The 23,574-nt window shown below is 70.6% G+C and carries 20 protein-coding genes and 1 pseudogene; 5 read left to right on the top strand and 16 right to left on the bottom strand.

The window, feature by feature from the left end; genetic code table 11:
• Nucleotides 1–139 precede the first annotated feature (139 nt).
• Nucleotides 140–763 carry a TetR/AcrR family transcriptional regulator gene (locus tag OHS59_RS35470; RefSeq protein ID WP_328497434.1) on the bottom strand — a complete coding sequence of 208 codons (624 nt, stop codon included), beginning with the start codon at nucleotides 761–763 and terminating at the stop codon, nucleotides 140–142.
• Nucleotides 764–983: 220 nt separating this feature from the next.
• On the opposite strand from OHS59_RS35470, the gene OHS59_RS35465 reads away from it, so the two are divergent.
• The 4 genes from OHS59_RS35465 to atzF all read left to right on the top strand — a co-directional run bounded on the left by OHS59_RS35465 (nucleotide 984) and on the right by atzF (nucleotide 7,953).
• Nucleotides 984–1,808: an urea amidolyase associated protein UAAP1 gene (locus OHS59_RS35465; protein ID WP_328497433.1), complete on the top strand. Its 825-nt coding sequence runs from the start codon at nucleotides 984–986 to the stop codon at nucleotides 1,806–1,808.
• Entirely contained in the window at nucleotides 1,805–2,485 is a 681-nt protein-coding gene (locus OHS59_RS35460) for an urea amidolyase associated protein UAAP2 (RefSeq protein WP_443061554.1), read from the top strand. Before OHS59_RS35465 ends, OHS59_RS35460 begins: the two co-directional genes overlap by 4 nt.
• An 11-nt stretch (nucleotides 2,486–2,496) precedes the next feature.
• Nucleotides 2,497–6,072: an urea carboxylase gene (gene uca, locus OHS59_RS35455; protein ID WP_328497431.1), complete on the top strand. Its 3,576-nt coding sequence runs from the start codon at nucleotides 2,497–2,499 to the stop codon at nucleotides 6,070–6,072.
• A gap of 159 nt (nucleotides 6,073–6,231) precedes the next feature.
• Nucleotides 6,232–7,953, top strand: coding sequence for an allophanate hydrolase (atzF, locus tag OHS59_RS35450; RefSeq protein WP_328497430.1), 1,722 nt, complete (start codon nucleotides 6,232–6,234; stop codon nucleotides 7,951–7,953).
• A gap of 55 nt (nucleotides 7,954–8,008) precedes the next feature.
• Here the strand turns inward: atzF and OHS59_RS35445 are convergent, their stop codons facing one another.
• The 11 genes and pseudogenes from OHS59_RS35445 to OHS59_RS35395 form a co-directional block, all read right to left on the bottom strand.
• Nucleotides 8,009–10,870, bottom strand: a complete 2,862-nt coding sequence (locus tag OHS59_RS35445) for a DEAD/DEAH box helicase (RefSeq protein WP_328497429.1) — start codon at nucleotides 10,868–10,870, stop codon at nucleotides 8,009–8,011.
• Nucleotides 10,871–11,064: 194 nt separating this feature from the next.
• Nucleotides 11,065–11,958 carry a twin-arginine translocase subunit TatC gene (gene tatC, locus OHS59_RS35440; RefSeq protein ID WP_328499481.1) on the bottom strand — a complete coding sequence of 298 codons (894 nt, stop codon included), beginning with the start codon at nucleotides 11,956–11,958 and terminating at the stop codon, nucleotides 11,065–11,067.
• Between the two features lie 95 nt (nucleotides 11,959–12,053).
• On the bottom strand, nucleotides 12,054–12,338 hold the full coding sequence (tatA, locus tag OHS59_RS35435; RefSeq protein WP_328497428.1) for a Sec-independent protein translocase subunit TatA: 285 nt from the start codon (nucleotides 12,336–12,338) through the stop codon (nucleotides 12,054–12,056).
• A 237-nt stretch (nucleotides 12,339–12,575) separates the two neighbouring features.
• A complete protein-coding gene (locus tag OHS59_RS35430; protein WP_328497427.1) occupies nucleotides 12,576–12,770 on the bottom strand; it encodes a hypothetical protein in 195 nt (64 codons plus the stop codon).
• A 9-nt stretch (nucleotides 12,771–12,779) separates the two neighbouring features.
• Complete coding sequence (locus tag OHS59_RS35425; protein ID WP_328497426.1) at nucleotides 12,780–13,067, bottom strand: hypothetical protein; 288 nt, start codon at nucleotides 13,065–13,067, stop codon at nucleotides 12,780–12,782.
• A gap of 11 nt (nucleotides 13,068–13,078) precedes the next feature.
• Entirely contained in the window at nucleotides 13,079–14,212 is a 1,134-nt protein-coding gene (locus OHS59_RS35420; RefSeq protein WP_328497425.1) for a helix-turn-helix transcriptional regulator, read from the bottom strand.
• A gap of 15 nt (nucleotides 14,213–14,227) precedes the next feature.
• The gene (locus OHS59_RS35415; protein WP_328497424.1) at nucleotides 14,228–15,181 is read right to left on the bottom strand and encodes a helix-turn-helix transcriptional regulator; all 954 of its coding nucleotides are present in this window, start codon (nucleotides 15,179–15,181) and stop codon (nucleotides 14,228–14,230) included.
• Between the two features lie 143 nt (nucleotides 15,182–15,324).
• Nucleotides 15,325–15,696, bottom strand: a complete 372-nt coding sequence (locus OHS59_RS35410; RefSeq protein WP_328497423.1) for an FKBP-type peptidyl-prolyl cis-trans isomerase — start codon at nucleotides 15,694–15,696, stop codon at nucleotides 15,325–15,327.
• Nucleotides 15,697–15,747: 51 nt separating this feature from the next.
• Nucleotides 15,748–16,740: an FKBP-type peptidyl-prolyl cis-trans isomerase gene (locus OHS59_RS35405; RefSeq protein WP_443061553.1), complete on the bottom strand. Its 993-nt coding sequence runs from the start codon at nucleotides 16,738–16,740 to the stop codon at nucleotides 15,748–15,750.
• 235 nt (nucleotides 16,741–16,975) lie between these two features.
• Nucleotides 16,976–18,337, bottom strand: coding sequence for a Pup--protein ligase (gene pafA, locus OHS59_RS35400; protein ID WP_055518986.1), 1,362 nt, complete (start codon nucleotides 18,335–18,337; stop codon nucleotides 16,976–16,978).
• Nucleotides 18,338–18,346: 9 nt separating this feature from the next.
• Nucleotides 18,347–19,605: pseudogene (locus OHS59_RS35395) on the bottom strand (MFS transporter).
• Nucleotides 19,606–19,725: 120 nt separating this feature from the next.
• On the opposite strand from OHS59_RS35395, the gene OHS59_RS35390 reads away from it, so the two are divergent.
• Entirely contained in the window at nucleotides 19,726–20,742 is a 1,017-nt protein-coding gene (locus OHS59_RS35390) for a LacI family DNA-binding transcriptional regulator (protein ID WP_328497421.1), read from the top strand.
• Between the two features lie 211 nt (nucleotides 20,743–20,953).
• Here OHS59_RS35390 and prcA read toward each other — a convergent pair whose 3' ends face one another.
• Genes prcA through OHS59_RS35370 form a run of 4 tightly spaced genes read right to left on the bottom strand, consistent with a single transcriptional unit; the run spans nucleotide 20,954 to nucleotide 23,418 of the window.
• Nucleotides 20,954–21,700 carry a proteasome subunit alpha gene (gene prcA, locus OHS59_RS35385; RefSeq protein ID WP_328497420.1) on the bottom strand — a complete coding sequence of 249 codons (747 nt, stop codon included), beginning with the start codon at nucleotides 21,698–21,700 and terminating at the stop codon, nucleotides 20,954–20,956.
• Between the two features lie 57 nt (nucleotides 21,701–21,757).
• A complete protein-coding gene (gene prcB, locus OHS59_RS35380; RefSeq protein WP_328497419.1) occupies nucleotides 21,758–22,603 on the bottom strand; it encodes a proteasome subunit beta in 846 nt (281 codons plus the stop codon).
• A complete protein-coding gene (locus OHS59_RS35375; protein WP_328497418.1) occupies nucleotides 22,555–23,160 on the bottom strand; it encodes an endonuclease VII domain-containing protein in 606 nt (201 codons plus the stop codon). Before OHS59_RS35375 ends, prcB begins: the two co-directional genes overlap by 49 nt.
• A gap of 42 nt (nucleotides 23,161–23,202) precedes the next feature.
• Nucleotides 23,203–23,418: a ubiquitin-like protein Pup gene (locus OHS59_RS35370; RefSeq protein ID WP_328497417.1), complete on the bottom strand. Its 216-nt coding sequence runs from the start codon at nucleotides 23,416–23,418 to the stop codon at nucleotides 23,203–23,205.
• Nucleotides 23,419–23,574 lie beyond the last annotated feature (156 nt).

Here is a 23,574-nt window from a genome sequence, read left to right as displayed (position 1 = left end):
TAACAGGAGTACGCTCTGCCCCATTTACACGCCGTGCACTCATGCGAACACCCAGCGTGACGGCGTACGGGTGTGCGGAAGCCCCTCATCAGAAGGGGTGAGCGCCTGCTTTCGCGCTGCCGGCGGACCCGCTCGCGGGTCAGATTCCGGCGATGCGCAGGGCCGCGTCCGCGGTGGCCTCGGCGAAGACCGGCACCGGGCGCTCCGGATCGGAGCGGTGGACGAGGATCACTCCCTCGATGAGCCCGAAGAGCAGATCCGTCCGCAGATCGAGGTCGCTCTTGGCGAGCGCGCCGCCCGGCTCCGTCGCGGCGAGCAACTGCCGGTAGCCGTCCTTGAGTTCGGCCCGCACGGCGTGGAAGCCGGCGAAGCGCTCCGAGCGGACCTCGGGCAGGAGGTACAGACCGCCGAGGTTGTACGGGCCGCCGCAGAGCAGCTCGACGTCCGCGCGGCACAGGTCCCACAGCCTGTCCCTCGCGGGGGTGGCGTCCTCGGCGAGGAGTTGCCGGGCGAACGTCAACGAGGGGGTGACGGTGGACTCCAGGAGCGCGGCGAGGAGTTCCTCCTTGCCGGACACGTAGTGGTACATGGACGCCTGCCGCATGCCCGCCCGCTCGGCGACGGCCCGGGTGGTCGTGGCGGCGTATCCCCGGGTCGTGAACAACTCGGCGGCCGCGGAGAGCAGTTCGTCGCGCGGCGCCAGACCGCTGTCGGGGCGCTGATCGGCACGCGGCCTGCCCACTCTTCGCCCACTGGAACCCATGTGTTCGATCCTCGCACACCGCCTCACGCGGCCTGCCCGGTGAGCGATCGGTAACCGGTCCGCAACGCGCGGGCAACGGCGGTGACCCGCCCGGCTCCTAATTTCTGTCGAGCGACAGAAATCTGCGCCACCCGCACGTCCGGTGGCGCACCCAACAGCGCTGAACAGCTCACCGAACAGCTCACCGACAAGTCATCCCTGCCGAGCCGGAGGTCCCGCGATGGCGACAGCGACCACTTACGGAGCCCGCGCGCACGCCCGCGCCCAGGAGGGCGCCCGCGCCGAGGCCATGCCCGTCGTGCCGGCGAGCGGCTGGCCCGCGCCCCCCTGCGAGGCGGGCCACCTGGTGTGGGCCGAGACGGTGGCGGGCGGCAACTACACCCACCGGGTGCTGGCGCGCGGCACCGAGCTGCGGCTCACCGACCTGAGCGGCGACGCCTGCGCCCATCTGCTCCTGTTCGTCGCCGACCGGCCCTGGGAGCGCCTGAACGTGGCCGACACCGTCAAGGTCCAGTGGAACGCCTACCTCGGCGAGGGCCGGCTGCTCCTCTCCGACCAGGGCCGCGTCCTCGCCTCACTGATCGCCGACACCTCCGGACGGCACGACGCGCTCTGCGGCACCTCCACGCTCGTCCGGAACACGGAGCGGTACGGGGACGGGGCGCCGCAGTCCGCCTCCCCCGCCGGGCGCGAGCTGTTCACACTGGCCGCCGCGAAGAACGGGCTCGCGCCGCGCGACCTGCCGCCGTCGCTCTCCTTCTTCCAGGGCGTGGAGGTACGCGACGACGGCTCCCTGGACTTCACCGGTTCGGCGGGTCCCGGGACGAGCGTGACGCTCCGCGCCGAGCAGGACGTCACCGTGCTGTTGGCCAACGTGCCGCACCCCGCCGACCCGCGCGACGCCTACACGAGCACCCCGCTGGAGGTACTGGCCTGGCGTGCCGAGGCCACCCGGTCCGGCGACCCGCTGTGGGAGGCCTCGCCCGAAGGCCGCCGCGCCTTCCTGAACACCGCCGAGTTCCTTGCCGCGAGGGGGATCGCATGAGCGCGCGGACACCGGCTCGTACGCCGGTTCGTACACCGGCTCGTCCATCGGTGAGCACCACGGTCGCGGCCCGGGCCGCCTGGTCCGCCGTCCTGCGCGCGGGCGAGACGCTCACCATCACCGACCTGCACGGCAACCAGGCCGTGGACTTCCTCGTGTACGACGCCGAGGACACCGCCGTGCGCTACAGCGCGCCCGACACCGTCCAGGCGCAGGGCAACATCTTCCTCACCACGGGCAGTGTGCTCATGTCGAACGAACACACCCCCTTGATGAGGGTCGTCGCGGACGACGTGGGCCGGCACGACACCCTCGGCGGCGCCTGCTCCAAGGAGTCGAACACCCTGCGCTACGGCCACCACACGTGGTCCCAGCACGCCTGTGTGGACAACTTCCTCACCGAGGGCGCCCGTTACGGTCTCGGCAAGCGCGACCTCGTCTCCAACATCAACTGGTACATGAACGTGCCCGTCGAGAAGGACGGCACCCTCGGCATCGTCGACGGCATCTCCGCCCCGGGCCTCTCCCTGACCCTGCGGGCCGAACGCGCGGTGCTCGTGCTGGTCTCCAACTGCCCCCAGATCAACAACCCGTGCAACGGCTTCGAGCCGACCGCCGTCGAGATGACGATCGGGGCTCCCGAACACGGGGCTTCCGACCGCGGGGCTCCCGAATGAGCGGCTCAGGGATGACCGACGCCGAGGTCGCGGCCTTCGACACGCTTCTCGTCGCCAACCGCGGCGAGATCGCGGTCCGGATCATCCGCACGGCACGGGAGCTGGGCCTGAGCACGGTCGCGGTGTACTCCGACGCGGACCGCTCCGCACCGCACGTGCGGCTCGCCGACGAGGCCGTACGGCTGGGCCCCGCACCCGCCAAGGAGTCGTACCTCGACGCCGATCTCGTCCTGGCCGCGGCGAAGGACACGGGCGCCGGGGCCATCCATCCGGGATACGGCTTCCTCTCCGAGGACGCGGCGTTCGCGCGGCGCTGCGAGGAGGCCGGAATCGTGTTCGTGGGGCCGACACCGGAGCAGCTGGAGCTGTTCGGGGCCAAGCACACGGCCCGCGCGGCGGCGCAGGCGGCCGGGGTGCCCCTGGCCCCGGGCACGGGACTGCTCGCGGACGTCGACGAGGCCCTGCGGCAGGCCGGACTCATCGGCTACCCCGTCATGCTGAAGGCGACGGGCGGCGGAGGCGGCATCGGAATGTCCGCCTGCCGCTCGGCGGACGAGCTGGGCGACGCCTGGGAGAGCGTGCAGCGCGTCGCCGCGGCCTCCTTCTCCTCGGCCGGGGTCTTCCTGGAGCGGCTCGTCGAGCACGCCCGCCATGTGGAGGTGCAGGTCTTCGGCGACGGCGAGGGCAGGGTCGTCACCTTCGGCGACCGCGACTGCTCGCTGCAGCGCCGCAACCAGAAGGTCCTGGAGGAGGCCCCGGCCCCCGGACTGCCTCCGCACATCCGCGAGCAACTGACGGCTTCCGCCCGGGACTTGTGCGCGAGTGTCGGCTACCGCTCCGCGGGCACGGTCGAGTTCGTCTACGACGCGGCCCGCGAGGAGGCGTACTTCCTGGAGGTCAACACCCGTCTCCAGGTGGAACATCCGGTCACCGAGGAGATCCACGGCGTCGACCTCGTCGCGTGGATGCTGCGGCTGGCCCGCGGCGACTCCGGTGTCGTACGCGACCCGGGCACGCCCCTCGGTCACGCCGTCGAGGCACGCCTGTACGCCGAGGACCCGTCCCGTGAACACCGGCCGAGCGCGGGCCTGTTGACGCGGGTCGCGTTCCCGCGGGGCGTCCGCGTGGACGGCTGGATCGAGACGGGCACCGAGGTCACCACCTCGTACGACCCGATGCTCGCGAAGATCGTCGCGTACGGCGCCGACCGGGCGGACGCGCTCGCACGGCTGGGCGAGGCGCTGGCCGCGACCCGGGTCGACGGCATCGAGACGAACCTCGGCCTGGTCCGGGCGGCGCTCTCGGACCCGGACTTCCGGTCGGCCGCGCATTCCACGGCCACCCTCGCCGCGGTGAGCGATCCGACGCCGAGGATCGAGGTCGTCTCGGGCGGGACCCTGACCACGATCCAGGACTGGCCGGGGCGGACCGGCCACTGGCAGGTGGGCGTGCCTCCGTGCGGACCGATGGACGATTTCTCGTTCCGGCTCGGAAACCGTGCGCTCGGCAACGACGAGGGCGCTCCCGGTCTCGAATGCACCCTGCGGGGACCGGCGCTGAGGTTCACCCACCCGACGACCGTGTGCGTCACGGGTGCGGCGGCGCCCGTGACGGTCGACGGCACGCCGGTCACCCAGTGGGAGCCGGTGACGGTGCCCGCGGGCGGCGTACTGGAGGTCGGGGCGCCCGCCGGGCACGGGCTGCGAACGTATGTGCTCCTCGCGGGCGGCGGCCTGGACGTGCCGCCGTTCCTGGGCAGCGCGTCCACGTTCACACTGGGCCGGTTCGGCGGCCACGGCGGACGGACGCTGCGGACGGGCGACGTCCTCCACGGAGGCGCGGCGGTACCTTCGGGCGCACCGGTGCCTACGGGCGAGCGGCCCCGGTTCGGCGAGGTGTGGCAGGTCGGCGTGCTCGAAGGCCCGCACGCGGCACCGGAGTTCTTCACCGAGGAGGACATCCGGGACTTCTACGCGGCCGACTGGAAGGTGCACTTCAACTCGGCGCGCACGGGCGTCCGGCTGGTCGGGCCCAAGCCACGCTGGGCGCGCGCCGACGGCGGCGAGGCGGGCCTGCACCCCTCCAACATCCACGACACGCCCTACTCGGTCGGAGCAGTGGACTACACCGGCGACATGCCGGTACTGCTCGGCCCGGACGGCCCCTCGCTCGGCGGCTTCGTCTGCCCGGCGACCGTCGCGAAGGGCCAGCGGTGGAAGCTCGGGCAGCTGCGGCCGGGCGACACGGTCCGGTTCGTGCCGGTGACGGTGCCCGAGGCCGCTCGGCTGAGGCGTGCCCCGTCCGCGCCTCCGCAGGCCGACCGCGCGGAGATCTCCGACGGGGGCGTACTGGCCCGGGACGCCGACGTGACGTACCGGCGCAGCGGCGACGACAACCTGCTCGTCGAGTTCGGGCCCATGCAACTGGACCTGGCCCTGCGGATGCGGGTCCACGCGCTGATGGAGGCGGTGTCGGCGGCCGGGCTGCCCGGCATCACGGACATCACACCGGGCATCCGCTCGCTCCAGATCCAGACGGACCCGGACCGGCTCCCACAACCCGAACTCCTCTCCCTGGTACGGGAGATCGTGCGGACCCTGCCACCCGCCGACCAGCTCGTCGTCCCGTCCCGTACCGTCCATCTCCCGCTCTCCTGGGACGATCCGGCGACCCGCGAGGCGATCGCCCGCTACATGGCCGGCGTGCGCGACGACGCGCCGTGGTGCCCGTGGAACATCGAGTTCATCCGCCGCGTCAACGGACTCGACTCGGTCGAGGACGTCCACCGCACGGTCTTCGACGCCGAGTACCTGGTGCTGGGCCTGGGAGACGTCTACCTGGGGGCGCCGGTGGCGACGCCGCTCGACCCCCGCCACCGGCTCGTCACGACGAAGTACAACCCGGCCCGCACCTGGACGGCCGAGAACTCGGTGGGCATCGGCGGGGCCTACCTCTGCGTCTACGGCATGGAGGGCCCCGGCGGCTACCAGTTCGTAGGCCGCACGACGCAGATGTGGTCCGGCTGGCAGCAGCGGGGGGCGTTCGAGCCGGGCTCTCCGTGGCTGCTGCGCTTCTTCGACCGGATCAAGTGGTATCCCGTGGAGGCGGACGAACTCCTGGAGCTGCGCTCCGACATCGCCTCGGGCCGGTTCGCCCCGAGGATCGAGGAGGGCACCTTCTCACTCGCCTCCTACGAGGCGTACCTCGCCGAGAACGCCGAGGCGATCGCGGAGTTCCGCACCCGGCAGGGCACGGCTTTCGCCGCGGAGCGGGACGCCTGGGAGGCGGCAGGCGAGTTCCTCCGCGCGGAGGCGACCCCGGCTCCGGCCGCGTCCCCCGTGGAGGTGACGGTGCCCCCGGGCGCCCGCCTCGTGGAGGCCGAGTTCGCCGCCTCGGTATGGCAGCTGAACGTCGAGCCGGGCGACCCGGTCACCACCGGCCAGCCCCTCCTGGCCCTGGAGGCCATGAAGATGGAGTCCCGGGTCCCCTCCCCCATCGACGGCGTGGTCCTGGAACTCCTCACCACCCCGGGCGCCCAGGTGGAAGCGGGCACCCCATTGGTGATCGTGGGCCCACCACCCACCTGAGCCGCCCGAGCCGCCTGCGGGCAGACGTCCCGCCCGCGGTCTGTAGGCAGGCGCCCCCGCCCGCCGTCTGTGGGCAGGCGTTCCGCGGGGCGGAACGGGTGGGCACAGACCGACCACCGGCCCGCACCCGACAACGAGACCCCACGGCAAGGAGCACAGATGTCGCCCCACCCCCAGCCCCACGCAGTGGCCCGCGTCCGAACCGCCTACGCCCGCATCAAGGCCACCGCCCGCCCCGAGATCTGGATCGACCTACGCCCCCAGCAAGAGGTAGAGGCCGAGGCCAGAGCCATGGACGCCCGCCTGGCCGCGGGCGCAACCGCAGGTGGAGGCGCAAGCGAAGACAGAGGCGAACACCTCCCCCTCGCAGGGAAACTCCTCGCCGTGAAGGGCAACATCGACGTCGCGGGCCTCCCCACCACCGCCGCCTGCCCGCCCTACGCCTACCACCCGGAGGCGGACGCCCCGGCGGTGGCCCGCCTCCGCGCGGCGGGCGCGATCGTCCTGGGCACCACCAACCTGGACCAGTTCGCCACGGGCCTGGTCGGCACCCGCTCCCCGCACGGCCCCGTCCGCAACGCCGTCGACCCGAGCAGAATCAGCGGCGGATCCAGCTCGGGCAGCGCGGTCGCGGTGGCTCTCGGCATCGTGGACCTCGCCCTGGGCACGGACACCGCGGGCAGCGGCCGCGTCCCCGCCGCCTTCAACGGGATCGTCGGCCTGAAGCCCACCCGGGGCCTCGTCCCCACCGACGGCGTGGTCCCGGCCTGCGCCTCCCTCGACTGTGTGACGGTCTTCGCCCGCACCCTCCAGGAGGCGGAACAGGCCCTGGCCCGCCTGTCCTCACTCCCCGCCCGCGACCTCCGCCCGATCACCCCGCGCACCCCGGGCCCCTGGCGCATCGCGGTCCCGCCCCTGGCACAGCTCGGCGAACTCGACGAGGGATGGGCGGGGGCCTACGAGGCCGCCGCGACCCAGCTGCACGCGGCCGGGGCCGAGTTGCGCCCCATCGACCTCACCCCTTTCACCGAGGCCGCGGCCATGCTCTACGAGGGCGCCTTCGTAGCGGAGCGCTACACCGCCGTAGGTGCCTTTGTCGACAAGTTGCTCTCCGAGGGCGGCGCCGGACTCGACCCGACGGTCGCCGGGATCATCACCCGGGCCCGTGACATCCCGGCGCACCGGCTCTTCACCGACCAGGACCGCCTGGCGGCCCTGCGCTCCGGCGCACTGGCGGAACTCGGCGACGCGGACGCCCTGCTCCTGCCGACGGCCCCCGGCCATCCCACCCTCGCCGAGGTGGCCGCCGATCCTCTCGGCTCCAACGCCCGGCTGGGCCGCTTCACCAACTCCACGAACCTCTTCGACCTGGCCGCGGTCGCCGTCCCGGCGGGTCAGGTGGCAGGGCTCCCCTTCGGGGTGATGCTGATCGGCCCGGCCTTCACCGACGAACGCCTCGCCCACATCGCCCGCACCCTCGAAGTGCCCCCGGCCCGGATCGCCGTGGTCGGCGCCCACCTCTCGGACCAGCCGCTCAACAGCCAACTGCTCGCTCTCGGCGCCTGGTTGGAACGTACGACCGAGACCGCTCCCGTCTACCGGCTGTACGCCCTGGCCACCGAGCCGCCCAAGCCGGGGCTCGTCCACGTCGGCGAGGGCGGAGCCGGCGCCGCGATCGAGGCCGAGGTGTGGCGACTGCCCGCCGAAGGGCTCGGCCGGCTGCTCACCGCACTGCCCCGGCCGATGGCGCTGGGCCGGGTCGCGCTGGGCGACGGCGATCACGTACCCGGCTTCCTGTGCGAGCCGGGCGCCCTCGACGACGCCCGGGACATCACCACGTACGGGAGCTGGCGCGCATACCTGAAGTCGCTCGCCGACTGATGACCCCGGCCCCCCGGCCCAGCCATAAGCCCCCAGCCTTCCAGCCCCTGGGGCATCACCCCACCGACGAGTAGGCCACCACTCCCCGCAGCAGCTGGTCGACGGCCTTGCGCGCGTTCTTCGCCACCGTGGAGCTCGCCGCCCCGGAGATCGGTGCCGCCGCCGAGATCTGCCCGAGCACGTCGATGACCTGCTTGCACCAGCGCACGAAGTCACCGGCGGGCATCTCCGCCTCGCGCAGCACCTCGTCGAGACCCTTGCCCGACGCCCACTCGTGCGCCGCCCAGGCGAAGCCCAGGTCGGGCTCGCGCTGACCCACACCCTCGGTCTGGGTGATGCGGAAGTCCTCCTCCAGTGCGTCCAGCCGGCCCCAGATGCGGACCATCTCGCCCAGCGCGGCCTTCGCCCTGCCGGACGGCAGCTTGGGCGCGATCGCGTCGTCGGCGGCCCTGGACTCGTACACCAGCGCCGAGACGCAGGCGGCCAGTTCGGCCGGTCCGAGGCCCTCCCACACACCCTCGCGCAGGCATTCGCTGGAGAGCAGGTCCATCTCGCCGTACAACCGGGCGAGCCGCTTGCCGTGCTCGGTGACCTCGTCGTGGCGCAGGTAGTCCATCTCGGTCAGCAGCGCGACGATGCGGTCGAAGGTGCGGGCGATGGTGTTCGTCCGGCCCTCGATGCGCTGTTCCAGCTGCGCGGTGTCGCGGCGCAGCCGGTGGTAGCGCTCGGCCCAGCGGGCGTGGTCCTCGCGGTCGCTGCACCCGTGGCAGGGGTGGGCGCGGATGGCTGTGCGCAGACGGGCGATCTCCCGGTCGTCGGCGGCCTCGGCCCGCTTCTTGCGGTGCCGGTCGGGCACGATGTGCCCGGCCTTGGTCCGCAGCGCGGAGGCCAGGTCGCGGCGCGACTGCGGTGAGCGCGCGTTGAACGACTTCGGGATGCGCATCCGCTCCAGGGATTCCACGGGCACCGGGAAGTCCATCGACGCGAGGCGCTTGACCTGCCGTTCGGCGGTGAGGACGAGCGGGCGCGGCCCGTCGTGCTGCTCGAAGCCCCGGTGGCCGTTGGACCGGCCCGCGGGCAGCCCCGGGTCGAGGACCAGTGCGAGCCCCGCGAACTTGCCGGTCGGGACGTGGATGATGTCGCCCGGCTTGAGCTTCTCCAGGGCGACGGCCGCGTCGGCCCGCCGCTGGGAGGCGCCCTGCTTGGCCAGCTCGGTCTCCCGGTCCTTGAGCTCGCGGCGCAGTCGCGCGTACTCGTCGAAATCCCCGAGGTGGCAGGTCATCGACTCCTTGTAGCCTTCGAGCCCTTCCTCGTTGCGCTGCACCTGGCGGGAGATCCCGACGACCGACTTGTCGGCCTGGAACTGCGCGAAGGACGTCTCGAGGAGCTCGCGCGAGCGGTGCCGCCCGAACTGCTCGACGAGGTTGACCGCCATGTTGTACGACGGCTTGAAGCTGGAACGCAGCGGGTACGTGCGCGTGCCGGCGAGTCCCGCGAGGTGGTCGGGGTTCATACCGCGCTGCCACAGCACCACGGCGTGGCCCTCGACATCGATGCCACGGCGGCCGGCCCGGCCGGTCAGCTGGGTGTACTCGCCGGGGGTGATGTCCGCGTGCTGCTCGCCGTTCCACTTGACGAGCTTCTCAAGGACCACCGAGCGGGCGGGCATGTTGATGCCCAGCGCGAGGGTCTCGGTGGCGAAGACGGCCTTCACGAGGCCCTGTACGAAGAGTTCCTCGACGACCTCCTTGAACGTCGGCAGCATGCCCGCGTGGTGGGCCGCGATGCCGCGCTCCAGGCCTTCGAGCCACTCGTAGTAGCCCAGGACGTGGAGGTCCTCGTTCGGGATGGACGCCGTGCGCTCCTCGACGAGGGCACGCACTCTCGCCCGGGCGTCCTCGTCGTTCAGCCGCAGGCCCGCGTACATGCACTGCTGGACGGCCGCCTCGCAGGCCGCCCGGCTGAAGATGAACGTGATGGCGGGCAGCAGCCCCTCGGAGTCGAGCCGCTCGATGACCTCGGGCCGGCCCGGCGTCCACACCCGGGACCGCTGCCGCCGCTCGCGCTCCCGGTCGGCGTCGCGCATGGCGCGGCCCCGCTTGCGGTCCTGGTACGAGGGACGGCTCGCCTCCATGCGCGCCAGGCGCGTGAGGTCGGGGTTGACGGCCTTCTTGTGGCCCTCGCCCTCCTCGAAGAGGTCGTACGTCCGGCGTCCGGCGAGCACGTGCTGGAACAGCGGGACGGGCCGGTGCTCGGAGACGATCACCTCGGTGTCGCCGCGCACGGTGTCGAGCCAGTCCCCGAACTCCTCCGCGTTCGACACGGTCGCCGACAGCGAGACCAGGGTGACCGACTCGGGGAGGTGGATGATCACTTCCTCCCAGACGGCGCCGCGGAAGCGGTCCGAGAGGTAGTGCACCTCGTCCATGACCACGTACCCGAGACCGAGGAGGGTCTGGGAGCCCGCGTACAGCATGTTGCGCAGCACCTCGGTGGTCATGACGACCACCGGGGCATCGCTGTTGACGCTGTTGTCGCCGGTGAGGAGGCCGACCTTGTCCGCGCCGTAACGGCGGGAGAGGTCCGCGTACTTCTGGTTCGACAGCGCCTTGATGGGGGTCGTGTAGAAGCACTTCTTGCCCTGCTGGAGGGCGAGATGGACGGCGAACTCGCCGACGATCGTCTTGCCCGATCCGGTGGGCGCGGCCACCAGGACTCCCTTGCCCGCTTCAAGAGCTTTACAGGCCTCGATCTGGAAGGGGTCGAGACCGAAGTCGTACATCTCGCGGAAGCCCGCGAGCGCGGTGGCCTGCTCGACAGCGCGCTTTCGTGCTGCCGCGTACCGCTCGGCCGGTGAGAGGTCGTCTGTCATCGTGCTTTCGAGACTACCGGCCACCACTGACAACAGGACGATCATTATCCGAGTCCGCCGTCCGGGGGCCATCGCGTGCGAACCCGGACCAGTCGTCCCCGCAGCGCACACATCGGCACGAACGCACCCGGTCCGGGCTCGCCGCGGCGGCGCCAGGGGCCCGGCATGACGGCGGGGCGCCGACCGGTCCGGTCGGCGCCCCGCTGCTGTCCCCGGTGCCCTGCGGCACGACCTGGGACTCAGGTCACGTCTTCGTAGCCGTTCGCCGGGCGCACTTCCGAGCCGGTCTTCTGCCCGGGCAGCGCTCGCGGCGTGGTCACGGACTCCACTTCACCGACGCCCTCCGGCGTCAGGTCGAGCTGCGAGGCCTCGTCGTCGTCCAGCTCCGCGTCCGGATTCCTGCGTTGCCTCCGCTTGTCGTTGATCAGCGAGAACAGCACCGCGACGAAGTACAGGACGATGATCGGGCCGGACAGCGCCAGCATTCCCACCGGGTCGGTGGTCGGTGTGGCGACGGCACCGAAGACGAAGACACCCATGACCACCCCGCGCCACCAGCCCGCCATCCGGCGTCCGGTGACCATGCCCACCATGTTGAGCATGATCAGCAGCAGGGGAAGTTCGAAGGCCAGTCCGAAGATCAGAACCATGCGGACGGTGAAGTCCAGCACGTCGTCCAGGCCCAGGATGTTCGACGATCCGTCGGGGGTCAGGCTGATCAGCACCTTGATGCTGACGGGGAGGATCACGTAGGCCAGGGCGGCACCGGCGACGAACAGCGGCACCGCGGCCGACACGAACGCGTACGTGTACTTCTTCTCGTTCTTGTGCAGGCCCGGCGCCACGAAGGCCCACAGCTGGTACAGCCAGACAGGGCTGGAGATGACGACACCGGCCATGAGGCTGACCTTGATGGTCACGGAGAACGGCGCCATCAGCGTGTTGAAGGAGACGATGGCACAGTTGCCGCCGCTGCTCTGCTGGATCCCGGCCTCGCAGGTGGGCACGGGAGCCGAGAGGAACTCCATCAGCTGTTCGCTGTAGAAGGCCGCAACGATGGCGACGACCACAATGGCCAGCACGGCCTTCGCGAGCCGGTTGCGGAGCTCGCGAAGGTGCTCCGCGAGGGGCATCCGCCCCTCCGGATCCTTCTCTTCCTTCTTGCGGGCAGACTTGAGCAACCCACGATCCCATCTCGTGCAGGGGGCCGGAGGTGACCGGCCCTGCGTCAGCGCTTGGTCGTGTCCGTCGGCTCGGTGACCGGGCGGGAGCTGGTCACGTCACCGGGCGCGGCCTGGATGGTGCGATGGGGCTGCTGGTCGTCCTGCGGGGGCGCGGCCGGGGCGGCGGCGTCGTCCTTGCCCTCGGTCTTCATCGCCTTGGCCTCGCTCTTGAGGATGCGGGCGGACTTGCCCAGGGAGCGGGCCATGTCGGGAAGCTTCTTCGCGCCGAACAGCAGGATGATGACGACGAGGATGAGAATGATCTCGGGAGCGCCGAGCCTTCCGAACATAAGCTTTTACCTTCTCACCGAGGCGGCGTGGTTGGGTTGCTGCCCGACCGGTCGGACGTCTGTCCGAGGGTCGCGCTGGCAGCGATCGTAACGCTCAGGGGTGAACGCGAGGCAATCCCTGTGCGTACTCCCAGTTCGCGGTCGGCGCCTCACTCTCCGGGCCGCGACCAGCAGCGTACCTGCCGACCCTGCGAAGTTGACAGGTCAGAGTGACTCAAAGCGTGCGGACAGGAAGACTCAGAGGGCGTCCGCGGAACGTGCCACTCCGACGGAGGCGTGCTCCAGGTCCTCGGCCGCGCGGTTGATCCGGCGTGCGGATTCGTCGACCTGCCTGCCCAGGCGCTCCGCCTCCAGAAAGACCCGGACGGCGAGCACGCCGAGCACGGCGATTCCCAGGAAACCCACAGCGATCGCGAACATCGGCCAGAACATGGCTCGACCCTAAGCCCCCCGGACCGTCCCCTGCAGACGCAGGGCCCGCACGCCTCCCCCGGTGAGCAGCTCGACGATGCGCTCACCGGCCGGCTTGCGCACCGCCGTGCGGCACTCCGGGCAGGTGAAGGAGTAGAAAGTGGTCCGATGTGTGGCGCCGACGACCAGGCGCAGGGCGCTCGCGGAAAGCTCGAAACCGCCCCGGCAGTCCGGGCAGGCGGCCTTGAACACCACGGGGTCCACTCTGGTCATCCCGGAGAACGCGGACGCCACGGACATCTCACTCGTACCAGACATTGCCGACCCGCTCACAGCCCTTGCTCCTGCCTGCCGTACAGCCCGTCATGAACTCCGCGCGGCCCGCTCCCGGGGCTCCGCACTCCCTCGTCACCACCGGAGGGAGCATCCCGGACGCCGTCGCGAGGCACCCCGGGGACGGCCTGTGGCCCGCCCTCGGCGTCGTACGCGTCCAGTGGTCCGTCGTAGGCCGCGAGCGCCTCACGAGCCGCCCTGCGGGCACTGTCCGCGACCTCGGGCGGCGAGACGATCCGGCCGTCGCGCCCGAGCCGCAGCGCCAGGCGGCGCAGCGAGGCCGGGTCCGGGGTGCGCAGCGTGATGCGCAGACCGCCGTCCGGCAGCTCCTCGGCGCTGTCGTGGGGGTAGTACTCGGCGACCCAGCGTCCGCCGGGGCCGACCTCCACCACCACCTCGGGGTCCTCGGCGGCCGGCTGCACCAGCCCTTCCGAGAGGTCCCGCAGTTCGATCTCGGGCGGCGCGGACGGCTCGTCGAGGATCTTGATCTCGGCGACCCGGTCCAGCCGGAAGGTGCGCCGGGCCTCCGAGCGGCGGCACCACGCCTCCACGTACGTGTGCCCGACGCTGACCAGGCGGATCGGGTCGATCTCGCGCTCGCTCAGCTCGTCGCGCGAGGGCGAGTAGTAACGGATCCACAGCCTGCGCCGCTCGGAGATGGCCCGGTCGACGTCGGCGAAGACCCCGCCCTCCGCCTCGAAGGTGACCGACAGCCGGGAGCTGGCGCCCGCCGCCTCGCCCGAGGCGGCCTCCACCTTGGCGGTGGCCCGCAGCAGTGCCTGCCGGTCGCCCTCGCGCAGGCCCGGCAGGGTCGACACGGCCCGGGCGGCCACCAGCAGCGCGGTCGCCTCGTCGGCGGCGATCCGCAGCGGCTCCGCGACGTCGTCCGGGTTGTGCCACCAGATCCGGTCGCCGTCGGTGTCGATGTCGAGCAGGTCGCCGCCGCGGAAGCTGGTCCCGCACAGCGGCAGCACGTCGAGGTCGGAGATCAGCTCGTCCTCGGTGATCCCGAAGGCCCGCGCCACGTCCTCGATCCGTGCGCCGGGGCGCTCGCGCAGATACGTCACCAGGGAGAGCATCCGCCTCGTCTGGTCGATCGCGCTCGTGGGCCTGGCCGGTTTGCCTGCCACTTTCCTGTGTCCCCCTCAGCCCTTGGCCACGGCGCGCAGCCGGTCCACGACGTCGGCCCGCAGCTCGGCCGGCTCCAGGACCACCACGTCGGGCCCGAACTCCACCAGCCAGGCGTCCAGACCGTGCCCGTACGGAACCTCCAACTCGTCCCACCCGTCCCCGAGTTCCCGGACGGAAGCCGCCTTTGCGCGCAGCGGGTATCCCGAGCCGGTCCGCAGCCGGATCAGCGCGGAGCGGTCGGTGATGTCCCCCGCCCAGCCCGCGACGGTCTCCCGCACGGTGACGACGTCGGGCACCTCAGCCGTGTACTTGCCACTGCGGGTACGGACCTTGCCGGTGATCCGGGACAGCCTGAAGACGCGCTCGGCCTGCCGGTCGCGGTCCCAGCCCGCCAGGTACCAGTGGCCGCGCCAGCACTCCAGGGCCCAGGGCTCGACATGGCGGGGTTCGGGGCGGGCCGCGGTCGCCTTGCGGTAGTCGAAGGTGACGGGGCGCCGGTCGCGGCAGGCGAGCATCAGCGGCTCGAAGGCCGCCTCGTGCACGGGGATCCGCGGCTCCAGGGCGCCATGGGGCTCGTACGGGTCGACGCCCTCCGGCAGGCCGGCGGCGCGCAGCTTCTGCAGGGCGCCGCTCGCCGCGCCCGCGAGGCGGGCCTGCTGCCAGACCTTGGCGGCCAGGCCGAGGGCGGCGGCCTCCTCGGCGTCGAGCGTGATGGGCGGCAGGCGGTTGCTGTCGCGGCGGGCCAGATAGCCGACCTCGCCGTCGAGGTTCTCCACCGTCTCGATGACCAGGCCGAGTTCGCGCAGATCATCCTTGTCCCGCTCGAACATCCGGTTGAAGGAGTCGTCGGAGCCGGCCTCCAGATAGGCCTCGATGGACTCCCGGAGTTCGCGCTTGCTGAGCGGTCGCCGCGTCCCGAGCAGACACAGCGCCAGGTTCATCAGCCGCTCCGCCTTGGCAATGGCCATCGACGCCCTTCCTATGGTGCTTCCGACCGATGACCGTACCGCCCCGGGGTGTCGTGGCAAAAGCCGAGGGCCCATGCCCGGACAGGCATGGGCCCCAAGTGATCGAATTCAGTCGGACATCGATCACACGACAGACGAACGACTCAGACTCCGACGAGGTCGCAGACGAAGATCAGCGTCTCGCCGGGCTTGATACGGGCACCGGCGCCACGATCGCCGTACGCGAGGTGCGCGGGGATGGTCAGCTGGCGACGGCCGCCGACCTTCATGCCCTGCACGCCCTGGTCCCAGCCCGCGATGACCTGACCGACACCCAGCTGGAACTGGAGCGGCGTACCGCGGTTCCAGGACGCGTCGAACTCCTCGCCGGTGGAGAAGGCCACGCCGACGTACTGGACCGAGACGGTGTCGCCCGCCTTGGCCACCGGGCCGTCGCCCTCCCAGATGTCCTTGATCTCGAGGTCCTTGGGGGGCTCGCCGCCCGGGAAGTCGATCTCGGGCTTCTCGATGCTCACGTCAGTGCTCCTGCTCGTTCTCGGTGGGACAACCCGGACAGTCTGTCATCCTCAGCTCGTGGCCAGGATGTCGACCACGAACACGAGGGTGGACTTGGCGGGCAGCTCCTCGCCCTTGGCCTCGTCGCCGTACGCCTGGGCCGGCGGGATGACCAGCAGGACCCGGTCCCCGACGTGCTTGCCGACCAGCCCCTTGTCCCAGCCCGCGATGACCTGGCCCTGACCGATGACGGTGGAGAAGGGCTGGCCGGTCTTCCAGGACGAGTCGAAGAGCGTGGCCTTCTCCTTGCCCTCGTTGATCTTCCAGGCGGCACCGCTGTACTGCATGGTGACGGACTTGCCGCTCTTGACCTCGGCGCCCTTGCCCTGGATCAGGACCTTCTCGACGAGCTTGGCCGGCGGGTCGTTCTTCGGGACGGAGATCGTGGCCGGGGCCTCGTCGTCGGCCTTGATCTGCGGCAGGTCCGACGGGATGGCGGCCTGCTTGCCCTCGACCTTGTTCGGGACGACGTCGCCCACGTCGAGCGCGAAGACCAGGGTGTCGGTGCCCGACACTCCGGCCTGCTGGTTGCCCTGGCTGCCGAACCCGGCGGCCGGCGGCGCGACGACCAGCACGCGGCTGCCCTCCTTCTGCCCCACGAGCGCCTGGGCGAAGGCCGGGATGACCGTCTCGGAACCGGCCGTGATCAGCTGCGGGGCCCCGCCCTCCTGGTAGGAGGAGCCGAGGTCCTTGCCGCTCTGCCAGACCTTGCCGGTGAAGTTCATCGACACCAGGTCGTCCTTCTTCACCACCGCGCCGTCACCCTCGGAGACCGCGTGCACGACGAACTTGCCGCTCGGGTCGCCCTTGGGCACCGTGATGGTCGCCTGCTTGCCGAAGGTGCCCTTGACCTCGGGCATCGGGGACGCCGAGTCCACCGGCTTCGGCACCGACGCGGGCGTCGGCGACGCGGAGGACGCCGCCGACGACGAGTCGGCCTTGTCCTTGTCGCCCTTGTCGTCGTCACTTCCGCAGGCGGACGCGGTCAGCGCCAGGGCAGGCACGATCAGGAGAGCAGCAAGTCGGCGTCGCACATCGATCCTCAGGTCGCTCGAATGGGGTCCGGCCACTCTAGGCCCTCGCACCACCGGGCCGGGGCAGGCGGAACCGACCGTACCGATCGAGGAGGAGCACGGGGACGAGGACGGGGACGGACAAGGGAACAGACAGAGGACATACAAGGGGTCCTGTGCACCCGCGGCGCACAGGACCCCTGTCGTACGTCGTACGAACGACCGCCTACATCCCGGCGATCAGCTTCTCCACCCGGTCGTCGACGGACCGGAACGGGTCCTTGCACAACACGGTGCGCTGTGCCTGGTCGTTGAGCTTCAGATGCACCCAGTCGACGGTGAAATCACGGCGCTGTTCCTGCGCGCGCCGGATGAAGTCACCCCGGAGCCGGGCCCGAGTGGTCTGCGGCGGCACGGACTTGCCCTCGAAGATCTTCAGGTCGTTGCAGATCCTCGCGGCCTGACCCCGCTTCTCCAGCAGGTAGTAGAGACCCCGGCGACGGTGGATGTCGTGATAGGCGAGGTCTATCTGGGCGACGCGAGGATTCGACATCGTCATGTTGTGCTTGGCGCGGTACCGCTCGATGAGCTTGTACTTCATCACCCAGTCGATCTCGGTACCGATCCGGTCGAGGTCCTCGGACTCGATCGAGTCCAGCGTGCGACCCCACAGCTCCAGGACCTGGTCCACTACGCCGGTACGGATCCCGCGGCGCTCCACGAAGTCCACGGCCTTCTCGTAGTACTCGCGCTGCACCTCCAGCGCGGAGGCCTCCCGGCCGCTGGCCAGGCGCACCTTGCGGCGGCCCGTGATGTCATGGCTGACCTCGCGGATCGCCCGGATCGGGTTCTCCAGGGTCAGGTCACGCATCACCGTGCCCGCCTCGATCATGCGCAGCACGAGGTCGGTGGCACCGACCTTGAGGAGCATGGTCGTCTCGGACATGTTCGAGTCACCGACGATGACGTGCAGCCTGCGGTAGCGCTCGGCGTCCGCGTGCGGTTCGTCCCTGGTGTTGATGATCGGCCGGGAGCGGGTCGTCGCCGAGGAGACGCCCTCCCAGATGTGCTCCGCCCGCTGGCTGACGCAGTACACCGCGCCCCGCGGGGTCTGCAGCACCTTGCCGGCACCGCAGAGGAGCTGCCTCGTGACGAGGAAGGGAATGAGGATGTCCGCGAGCCGGGAGAACTCCCCGTGACGCGCCACCAGATAATTCTCGTGGCAGCCGTAGGAGTTGCCCGCCGAGTCGGTGTTGTTCTTGAAGAGGTAGACGTCGCCCGCGATTCCTTCCTCGTGCAGGCGTCGTTCCGCGTCTACCAGGAGTCCTTCCAGAATGCGTTCGCCGGCCTTGTCGTGGGTGACGAGTTCCGTCAGGTTGTCACATTCGGGAGTGGCGTATTCCGGATGTGATCCCACGTCTAGATAGAGGCGGGCACCGTTTCGCAGAAAGACATTGCTGCTGCGGCCCCATGACACGACACGGCGGAAGAGGTACCGCGCCACCTCGTCGGGAGACAGGCGCCGCTGTCCCCTGAACGTACACGTGACGCCGTACTCGTTCTCCAGCCCGAAAATGCGGCGGTCCATGACTGAACATTACGCCTGATGGACTGTGCTGAAACGGGGTTCGGCTCCTACGTTTCGATCATTTCCGAACTTCCCGCAACCACCGCACTGCCGCCCGTAGCTGCGAGGACCCGCCCCGTGGCCAGCAGAACGAGCAGCGCGGCACCCCCCGCCACCCCCGGTACGGCGAAGCCCCGCACCGCTCCGCCCCACTCGACGACCGGCCCCGCGAGGCCCGTTCCGACCGACGCCCCCACCGTGAACGTCGTCACGAGCCAGGAGAACGCCTCGGTCACCGTGCCCCTGGGCGCGTGCCGGTCGACGATGATGAACGCACACGCGATACAGGGCGCCAGGAACACTCCCGCCAGCGCGACCAGTCCCGTCATCGCCACCGCACCGGGCATGAGCATCAGCGGCAGGTAACACACCGCCAGCAGAGCCACCAGCACCCGCAGTCGCCGCTCCGGCGCACCGCCCCATGGCCGCGCCCCGTAGACCGTGCCACCGACGAGCGCGCCAAGCCCGAGCGCCGCCATCAGCCAGCCGTACGTCGCGTCACCGCCGTGGCCGTCCGCGTACGACACTCCCGCGACCGTGATGGAACCGAGCGCGATACCGACAAAAAAGAACGCGCCGAGCAGCGCGATCAACCCGGGCGAGCGCAACGCGCCCAGCCAGTGCGCCTCCCGGGGCGCCGAACGCCACGCGCGCGAGGGCCCCGAGACGACCACGGAAAGCGCTCCCAGGACACCGATGGCGTTGATGACGATCAGCGCGGCCTGGGCGGACCACAGCGACACGCACAGGGTCACCAGCAACGGCCCGACGGTGAACATGACTTCCTGCGCCACGGCGTCCATCGCGTACGCCGTGTGCACCTGGCCCTCCTTGTGGAGGACCGACGGCCACAGCGCCCGCAGACCGCCCTCCAGCGGCGGCGTGAAGACTCCCGCGACCACCATGAGGACGTACGCGAGCGGCAGCGACTGCGTGCCGGTGAGGGCGAACACGGTCACGCCGAGGGCGGAGACGAGCGCGGCGGGCAACTGGACCCGCGGCTGCCCGTGCAGGTCCACGAGACGGCCGAGCAGCGGCTGCCCCACCGCGTTGGACACTCCGTAGACCGCGGTGAGCGCGCCGGCCAGGCTGTAGCTGCCGCCCTCCGCGCGTACGAAGAGCACCACGGCGATGGCGCCCGCGGCGTTCGGCAGCCGGCCCACCAGGGTGCCCACGAGGAGCCGTGCGGCATGCCTCGTCCGGAGGATGTCCAGGTACCCCGCGGCCATGTCCTGCCCCTCCGTCCCGTCCGACGAGCTGTCACGCGCGTCGGACGTTTTACGTATAACGTCGCTCGTCATACGTACCATGTGCGCTGTCCGTGAGTCCAGCAGAAAGACAGGTCGCCGGTGGCAGCAGGCAGCCCCCGCCCCACGAGCCGTGACGTCGCCCAGGCCGCGGGGGTGTCCCAGGCGGCCGTCTCCCTGGTGCTCGGCGAGAAGTGGCGCGGACGGGTCTCCGAACGCACCGCGGAACGCGTACGCGAAGCCGCCCGGGAACTCGGCTACCGGCCCAACCTGGCGGCCCGCAACCTCCGTCTGGGCAGCACCCGCACCGTGCTCCTCGTCGTACCCGCCCTCACGACGGAGTTCTTCGCGGGTGTGTACACCGGCGCGGCCCGCGTGGCCGCCGAACACGGATTCGGCGTGGTCCTCTACCCCTCCCCCGAGGGCATCGGACCGGCCCGCGACCCGTTCGCCTCCGCACAGGCCGCCCTCGACGGCGTCATCGCCTCCTCCATGGCCGCCGACGCCCTCAGCGCCATCCGCGGCGATCAGCTCCCCCTGGTCATGCTCGACAGCGACCCGGCGGGCAGCACCGGCGCGGCGACCGTCAACCTCGACATCCGCGACGGCGTCCGGCAGGTCGCGGAACACCTGCTGGCCCTGGGCCACCGCCGCTTCCTGCACCTCGCGGCGGACATCGCGTCCTGGACCTTCGACGTTCGCGCCCGCGAACTCTCCGAGCGTCTGGCCGCGGTCCCCGGCACCGAACTGCGCACGGCCCGCGCCCCGATCTCGATCGACGACGCCCGGGCCGCCGCGGAGGCCGCCCTCTCCGCCCCCGGGCCCCGGCCCACGGCCCTCGTCTGCGACGACGACAAACTGGCCGCCGGCGCCTACAAGGCGGCCCGCCGCCTCGGCCTGCGCATCCCCGACGACCTCTCCGTCACCGGCCTCGACGACCTGGCCCTGGCCACCGCCCTCGACCCGGAACTGACCACCGTCCGCCTGGACGCCGAACTGTTCGGCGAACGCGGCATGCAAGCGCTCCTGGCCGTCCTGGACGCCCGCGCCCCCACCCGAGCCGACATCCCGGTAACCCTCATCCCCCGAGGCTCCACGGCACCACCGAGTCGCCCTTAAGGGGCGCGGGGAACGGCGCAGTCTTTCGCCCCTAGGGGCGCGGGGAACGGCGCAATCTTCTAGGGGCGCGGGGAACGGCGCGACCGGCCCCCACCGGCCCACACGTCACCCACCGGCCCGTGGGGACCCTCCCCGCCACAAAAACACCGCGTGCCCCCGGCCTGCAGAAGGCCGAGGGCACAAGCGGCAAGGGCCTAGAAGGCCGAGGAGGTCACTCCTCGTCCTCAGGATCCTCGGCCTCCGCGGCCGTGGACGCCCCGCCCTCCTCCAACAACCGCCCGAGCTGCCGCCCCACGATCCGCTTGAACTTCCGCTGCTGCGGTCGCGTCCGGTCCAGCACGGCGACTTCCAGCCGCTCCGCGGGAATCTCCCGCTCACTGCCGTTCGTATCGCGCGACAGCGCCCGAACCGCCAGCTTCAGCGCCTCGGCCAAGGACATCCCGTCCTCGTGCTGCTGATCGAGATAGGTGCTGATCGTCTCGGCGTTGCCGCCGACCGCGACCGACCCGTGCTCGTCCACGATCGACCCGTCGTGCGGCAGACGGTAGATCTGGTCGCCCTCGGGGGTCTCCCCCACCTCGGCGACGACCAGCTCCACCTCGTACGGCTTCTCCGCCGCGGACGAGAAGATCGTGCCCAGGGTCTGGGCGTAGACGTTGGCGAGACCACGGGCGGTCACGTCGTCACGGTCGTAGGTGTAACCCCTCATGTCGGCGTACCGCACACCGCCGATCCGGAGGTTCTCGTACTCGTTGTACTTACCGGCGGCGGCGAAGCCGATCCGGTCATAGATCTCGCTGAACTTGTGCAGCGCACGGGACGGATTCTCGCCGACGAACACGATGCCGTCGGCGAACTGCAGCACAACGAGGCTGCGACCACGGGCGATGCCCTTGCGGGCGTATTCCGCCCGGTCGGCCATGGCCTGCTGGGGTGATACATAGAACGGCGTCGACACCGGCTATCCGTCCCTTTCTGTGGAAGTCACTGGATCACCTCGAAAAGCGGGCCGCTGTCAGAGCAGCGCGGCGCGCGGACCGTCGGGCTGCTCCAGGCGCCGCTCGATGATCGCGCCGGCGATCTCGGAGGACTCCTGGTCCGTGAGCCGGCGGAAGCCGTCCTCGGTGATCACGGTGACGATCGGGTAGATCCGGCGGGCGACATCGGGACCACCGGTCGCCGAGTCGTCGTCTGCCGCGTCGTACAGCGCCTGAACGACGAGCGTCGTGGCCTGCTCTTCGGTCAGGCCCTTCTTGTAGAGCTTCTTCATGGCACCGCGAGCGAAGAGCGAGCCGGAGCCCGTGGCCGCGAAGCCGTGCTCCTCGGAACGGCCGCCCGTCACGTCGTAGGAGAAGATGCGGCCCTTGTCTCGGTCGACGTCGAAACCGGCGAAGAGGGGGACCACGGCGAGGCCCTGCATGGCCATGCCGAGGTTCGAACGGATCATCGTGGAGAGGCGGTTGGCCTTGCCCTCCAGGGAGAGCGTCGTGCCCTCCACCTTCTCGAAGTGCTCCAGCTCCAGCTGGAACAGCTTCACCATCTCGACGGCCAGGCCTGCCGTACCGGCGATACCGACGGCCGAGTACTCGTCCGCCGGGAACACCTTCTCGATGTCCCGCTGCGCGATGACATTGCCCATCGTGGCCCGCCGGTCACCGGCGAGGACGACACCGCCGGCGAAGGTGGTGGCGACGATGGTCGTGCCGTGCGGGGCCTCGATCACTCCCTGCGTGGGCGGCAACTGCCGCCTGCCCGGGAGCATTTCCGGCTGGTAGTCGGACAGGAAGTCCATGAAGGACGACGACCCGGGCGTCAGGAAGGCAGCTGGTAGACGCCCGGTGCTACGAGTGTTGGCTTCCACGAGGATCCCTCCAAGTAGGCGGCAGCCCGACGAACTGCGTCGGGATCATCTCCCAACTTGCCGATGGCCGAATTGCAGTTGAAGCACAGTACGCCACGGACCCTACCCGTCTCGTGGCAGTGATCCACATGAACGGCCGGAGCTTTCAGGCAGATCACGCAGAGCCCCTTCTGAGAGGCAACCATCTCGTCACGCTCGACTTCGGTCATGCCGTAGTGGCGCTTCAGGTGGTCCTGCCTCGCTCGCACAGCCCGACACGCTTTGCAGCGTGTGGACAGACCGTCCGACGCAGACGCATTGCGATGCCATTCACTGTGCGGCTTGACCTCACAGCACGTCCGGCACAGCTTGTGCCCGGCCGGAACGTCCACCTTTTCCCGAACTGCTTTTCCTTCGGCCTCGCGTCGGCGCCGGTAGTGCGCTGCGCCGTATTCGGCCACGCACTCCTTGCATCGCGCCTGAAGGCCGTCGAGTCGGTTCCTGTCCCGCGCAAAGGCAGCGAGAGAGAGAACCCTCTCGCAGCCCGAGCACCGCTTCTCCGGCAGACTTCCCGCCATCCCCCGAACCTTCACTTCGAAGGCAAGCTAGCCGATCAGCCTTTACTCTCCACCTTTTTGCACGAAGGACCTCACGAAGTCCTCGGCATTCTCCTCAAGTACGTCATCGATTTCGTCCAGGACCGAGTCGACGTCGTCGCTCAGCTTTTCCTGGCGCTCCTTGAGGTCCTCGGATGCCTGTACCTCGGGCGCCTCCTCGGCCTGCTCGGTCTCGCGCGTCGCCTTCTGCTGTCCGCCGCCGGTGTCCTTGGTCGCCATAACCCTCACCCCGCTCGGTTTCGACGTTCTTGATCAGACCCTACAAGCAGGGTCCGACATCGGCCCCGCAGTTGCTACAACGTCCGGGAACCACCTCGATGATTCCCGGACGGCGGCCTTTCCACCCTGTCGGGCCGGATCGGTCCTGTGGCCGTT

Source organism: Streptomyces sp. NBC_00414, from assembly GCF_036038375.1.
Classification (GTDB): Bacteria; Actinomycetota; Actinomycetes; order Streptomycetales; family Streptomycetaceae; genus Streptomyces.
Note: the sequence above shows the minus strand (reverse complement) of the source record. Positions and strands in the feature narration are given on the sequence as shown.

Bases quoted from the DNA above. Each gene is read 5' to 3' on its own strand.
- tatC (WP_328499481.1), bottom strand. From the start codon at position 11,958: ATGCCCCTCGCGGAGCACCTTCGCGAGCTCCGCAACCGGCTCGCGAAG.
- tatA (WP_328497428.1), bottom strand. From the start codon at position 12,338: ATGTTCGGAAGGCTCGGCGCTCCCGAGATCATTCTCATCCTCGTCGTC.
- OHS59_RS35370 (WP_328497417.1), bottom strand. From the start codon at position 23,418: ATGGCGACCAAGGACACCGGCGGCGGACAGCAGAAGGCGACGCGCGAG.
- OHS59_RS35470 (WP_328497434.1), bottom strand. From the start codon at position 763: ATGGGTTCCAGTGGGCGAAGAGTGGGCAGGCCGCGTGCCGATCAGCGC.
- OHS59_RS35465 (WP_328497433.1), top strand. From the start codon at position 984: ATGGCGACAGCGACCACTTACGGAGCCCGCGCGCACGCCCGCGCCCAG.
- OHS59_RS35375 (WP_328497418.1), bottom strand. From the start codon at position 23,160: ATGGCGGGAAGTCTGCCGGAGAAGCGGTGCTCGGGCTGCGAGAGGGTT.
- OHS59_RS35460 (WP_443061554.1), top strand. From the start codon at position 1,805: ATGAGCGCGCGGACACCGGCTCGTACGCCGGTTCGTACACCGGCTCGT.
- OHS59_RS35430 (WP_328497427.1), bottom strand. From the start codon at position 12,770: ATGTTCTGGCCGATGTTCGCGATCGCTGTGGGTTTCCTGGGAATCGCC.
- atzF (WP_328497430.1), top strand. From the start codon at position 6,232: ATGTCGCCCCACCCCCAGCCCCACGCAGTGGCCCGCGTCCGAACCGCC.
- pafA (WP_055518986.1), bottom strand. From the start codon at position 18,337: ATGGACCGCCGCATTTTCGGGCTGGAGAACGAGTACGGCGTCACGTGT.
- OHS59_RS35445 (WP_328497429.1), bottom strand. From the start codon at position 10,870: ATGATCGTCCTGTTGTCAGTGGTGGCCGGTAGTCTCGAAAGCACGATG.
- OHS59_RS35415 (WP_328497424.1), bottom strand. From the start codon at position 15,181: ATGGCCATTGCCAAGGCGGAGCGGCTGATGAACCTGGCGCTGTGTCTG.
- uca (WP_328497431.1), top strand. From the start codon at position 2,497: ATGACCGACGCCGAGGTCGCGGCCTTCGACACGCTTCTCGTCGCCAAC.
- OHS59_RS35425 (WP_328497426.1), bottom strand. From the start codon at position 13,067: ATGTCTGGTACGAGTGAGATGTCCGTGGCGTCCGCGTTCTCCGGGATG.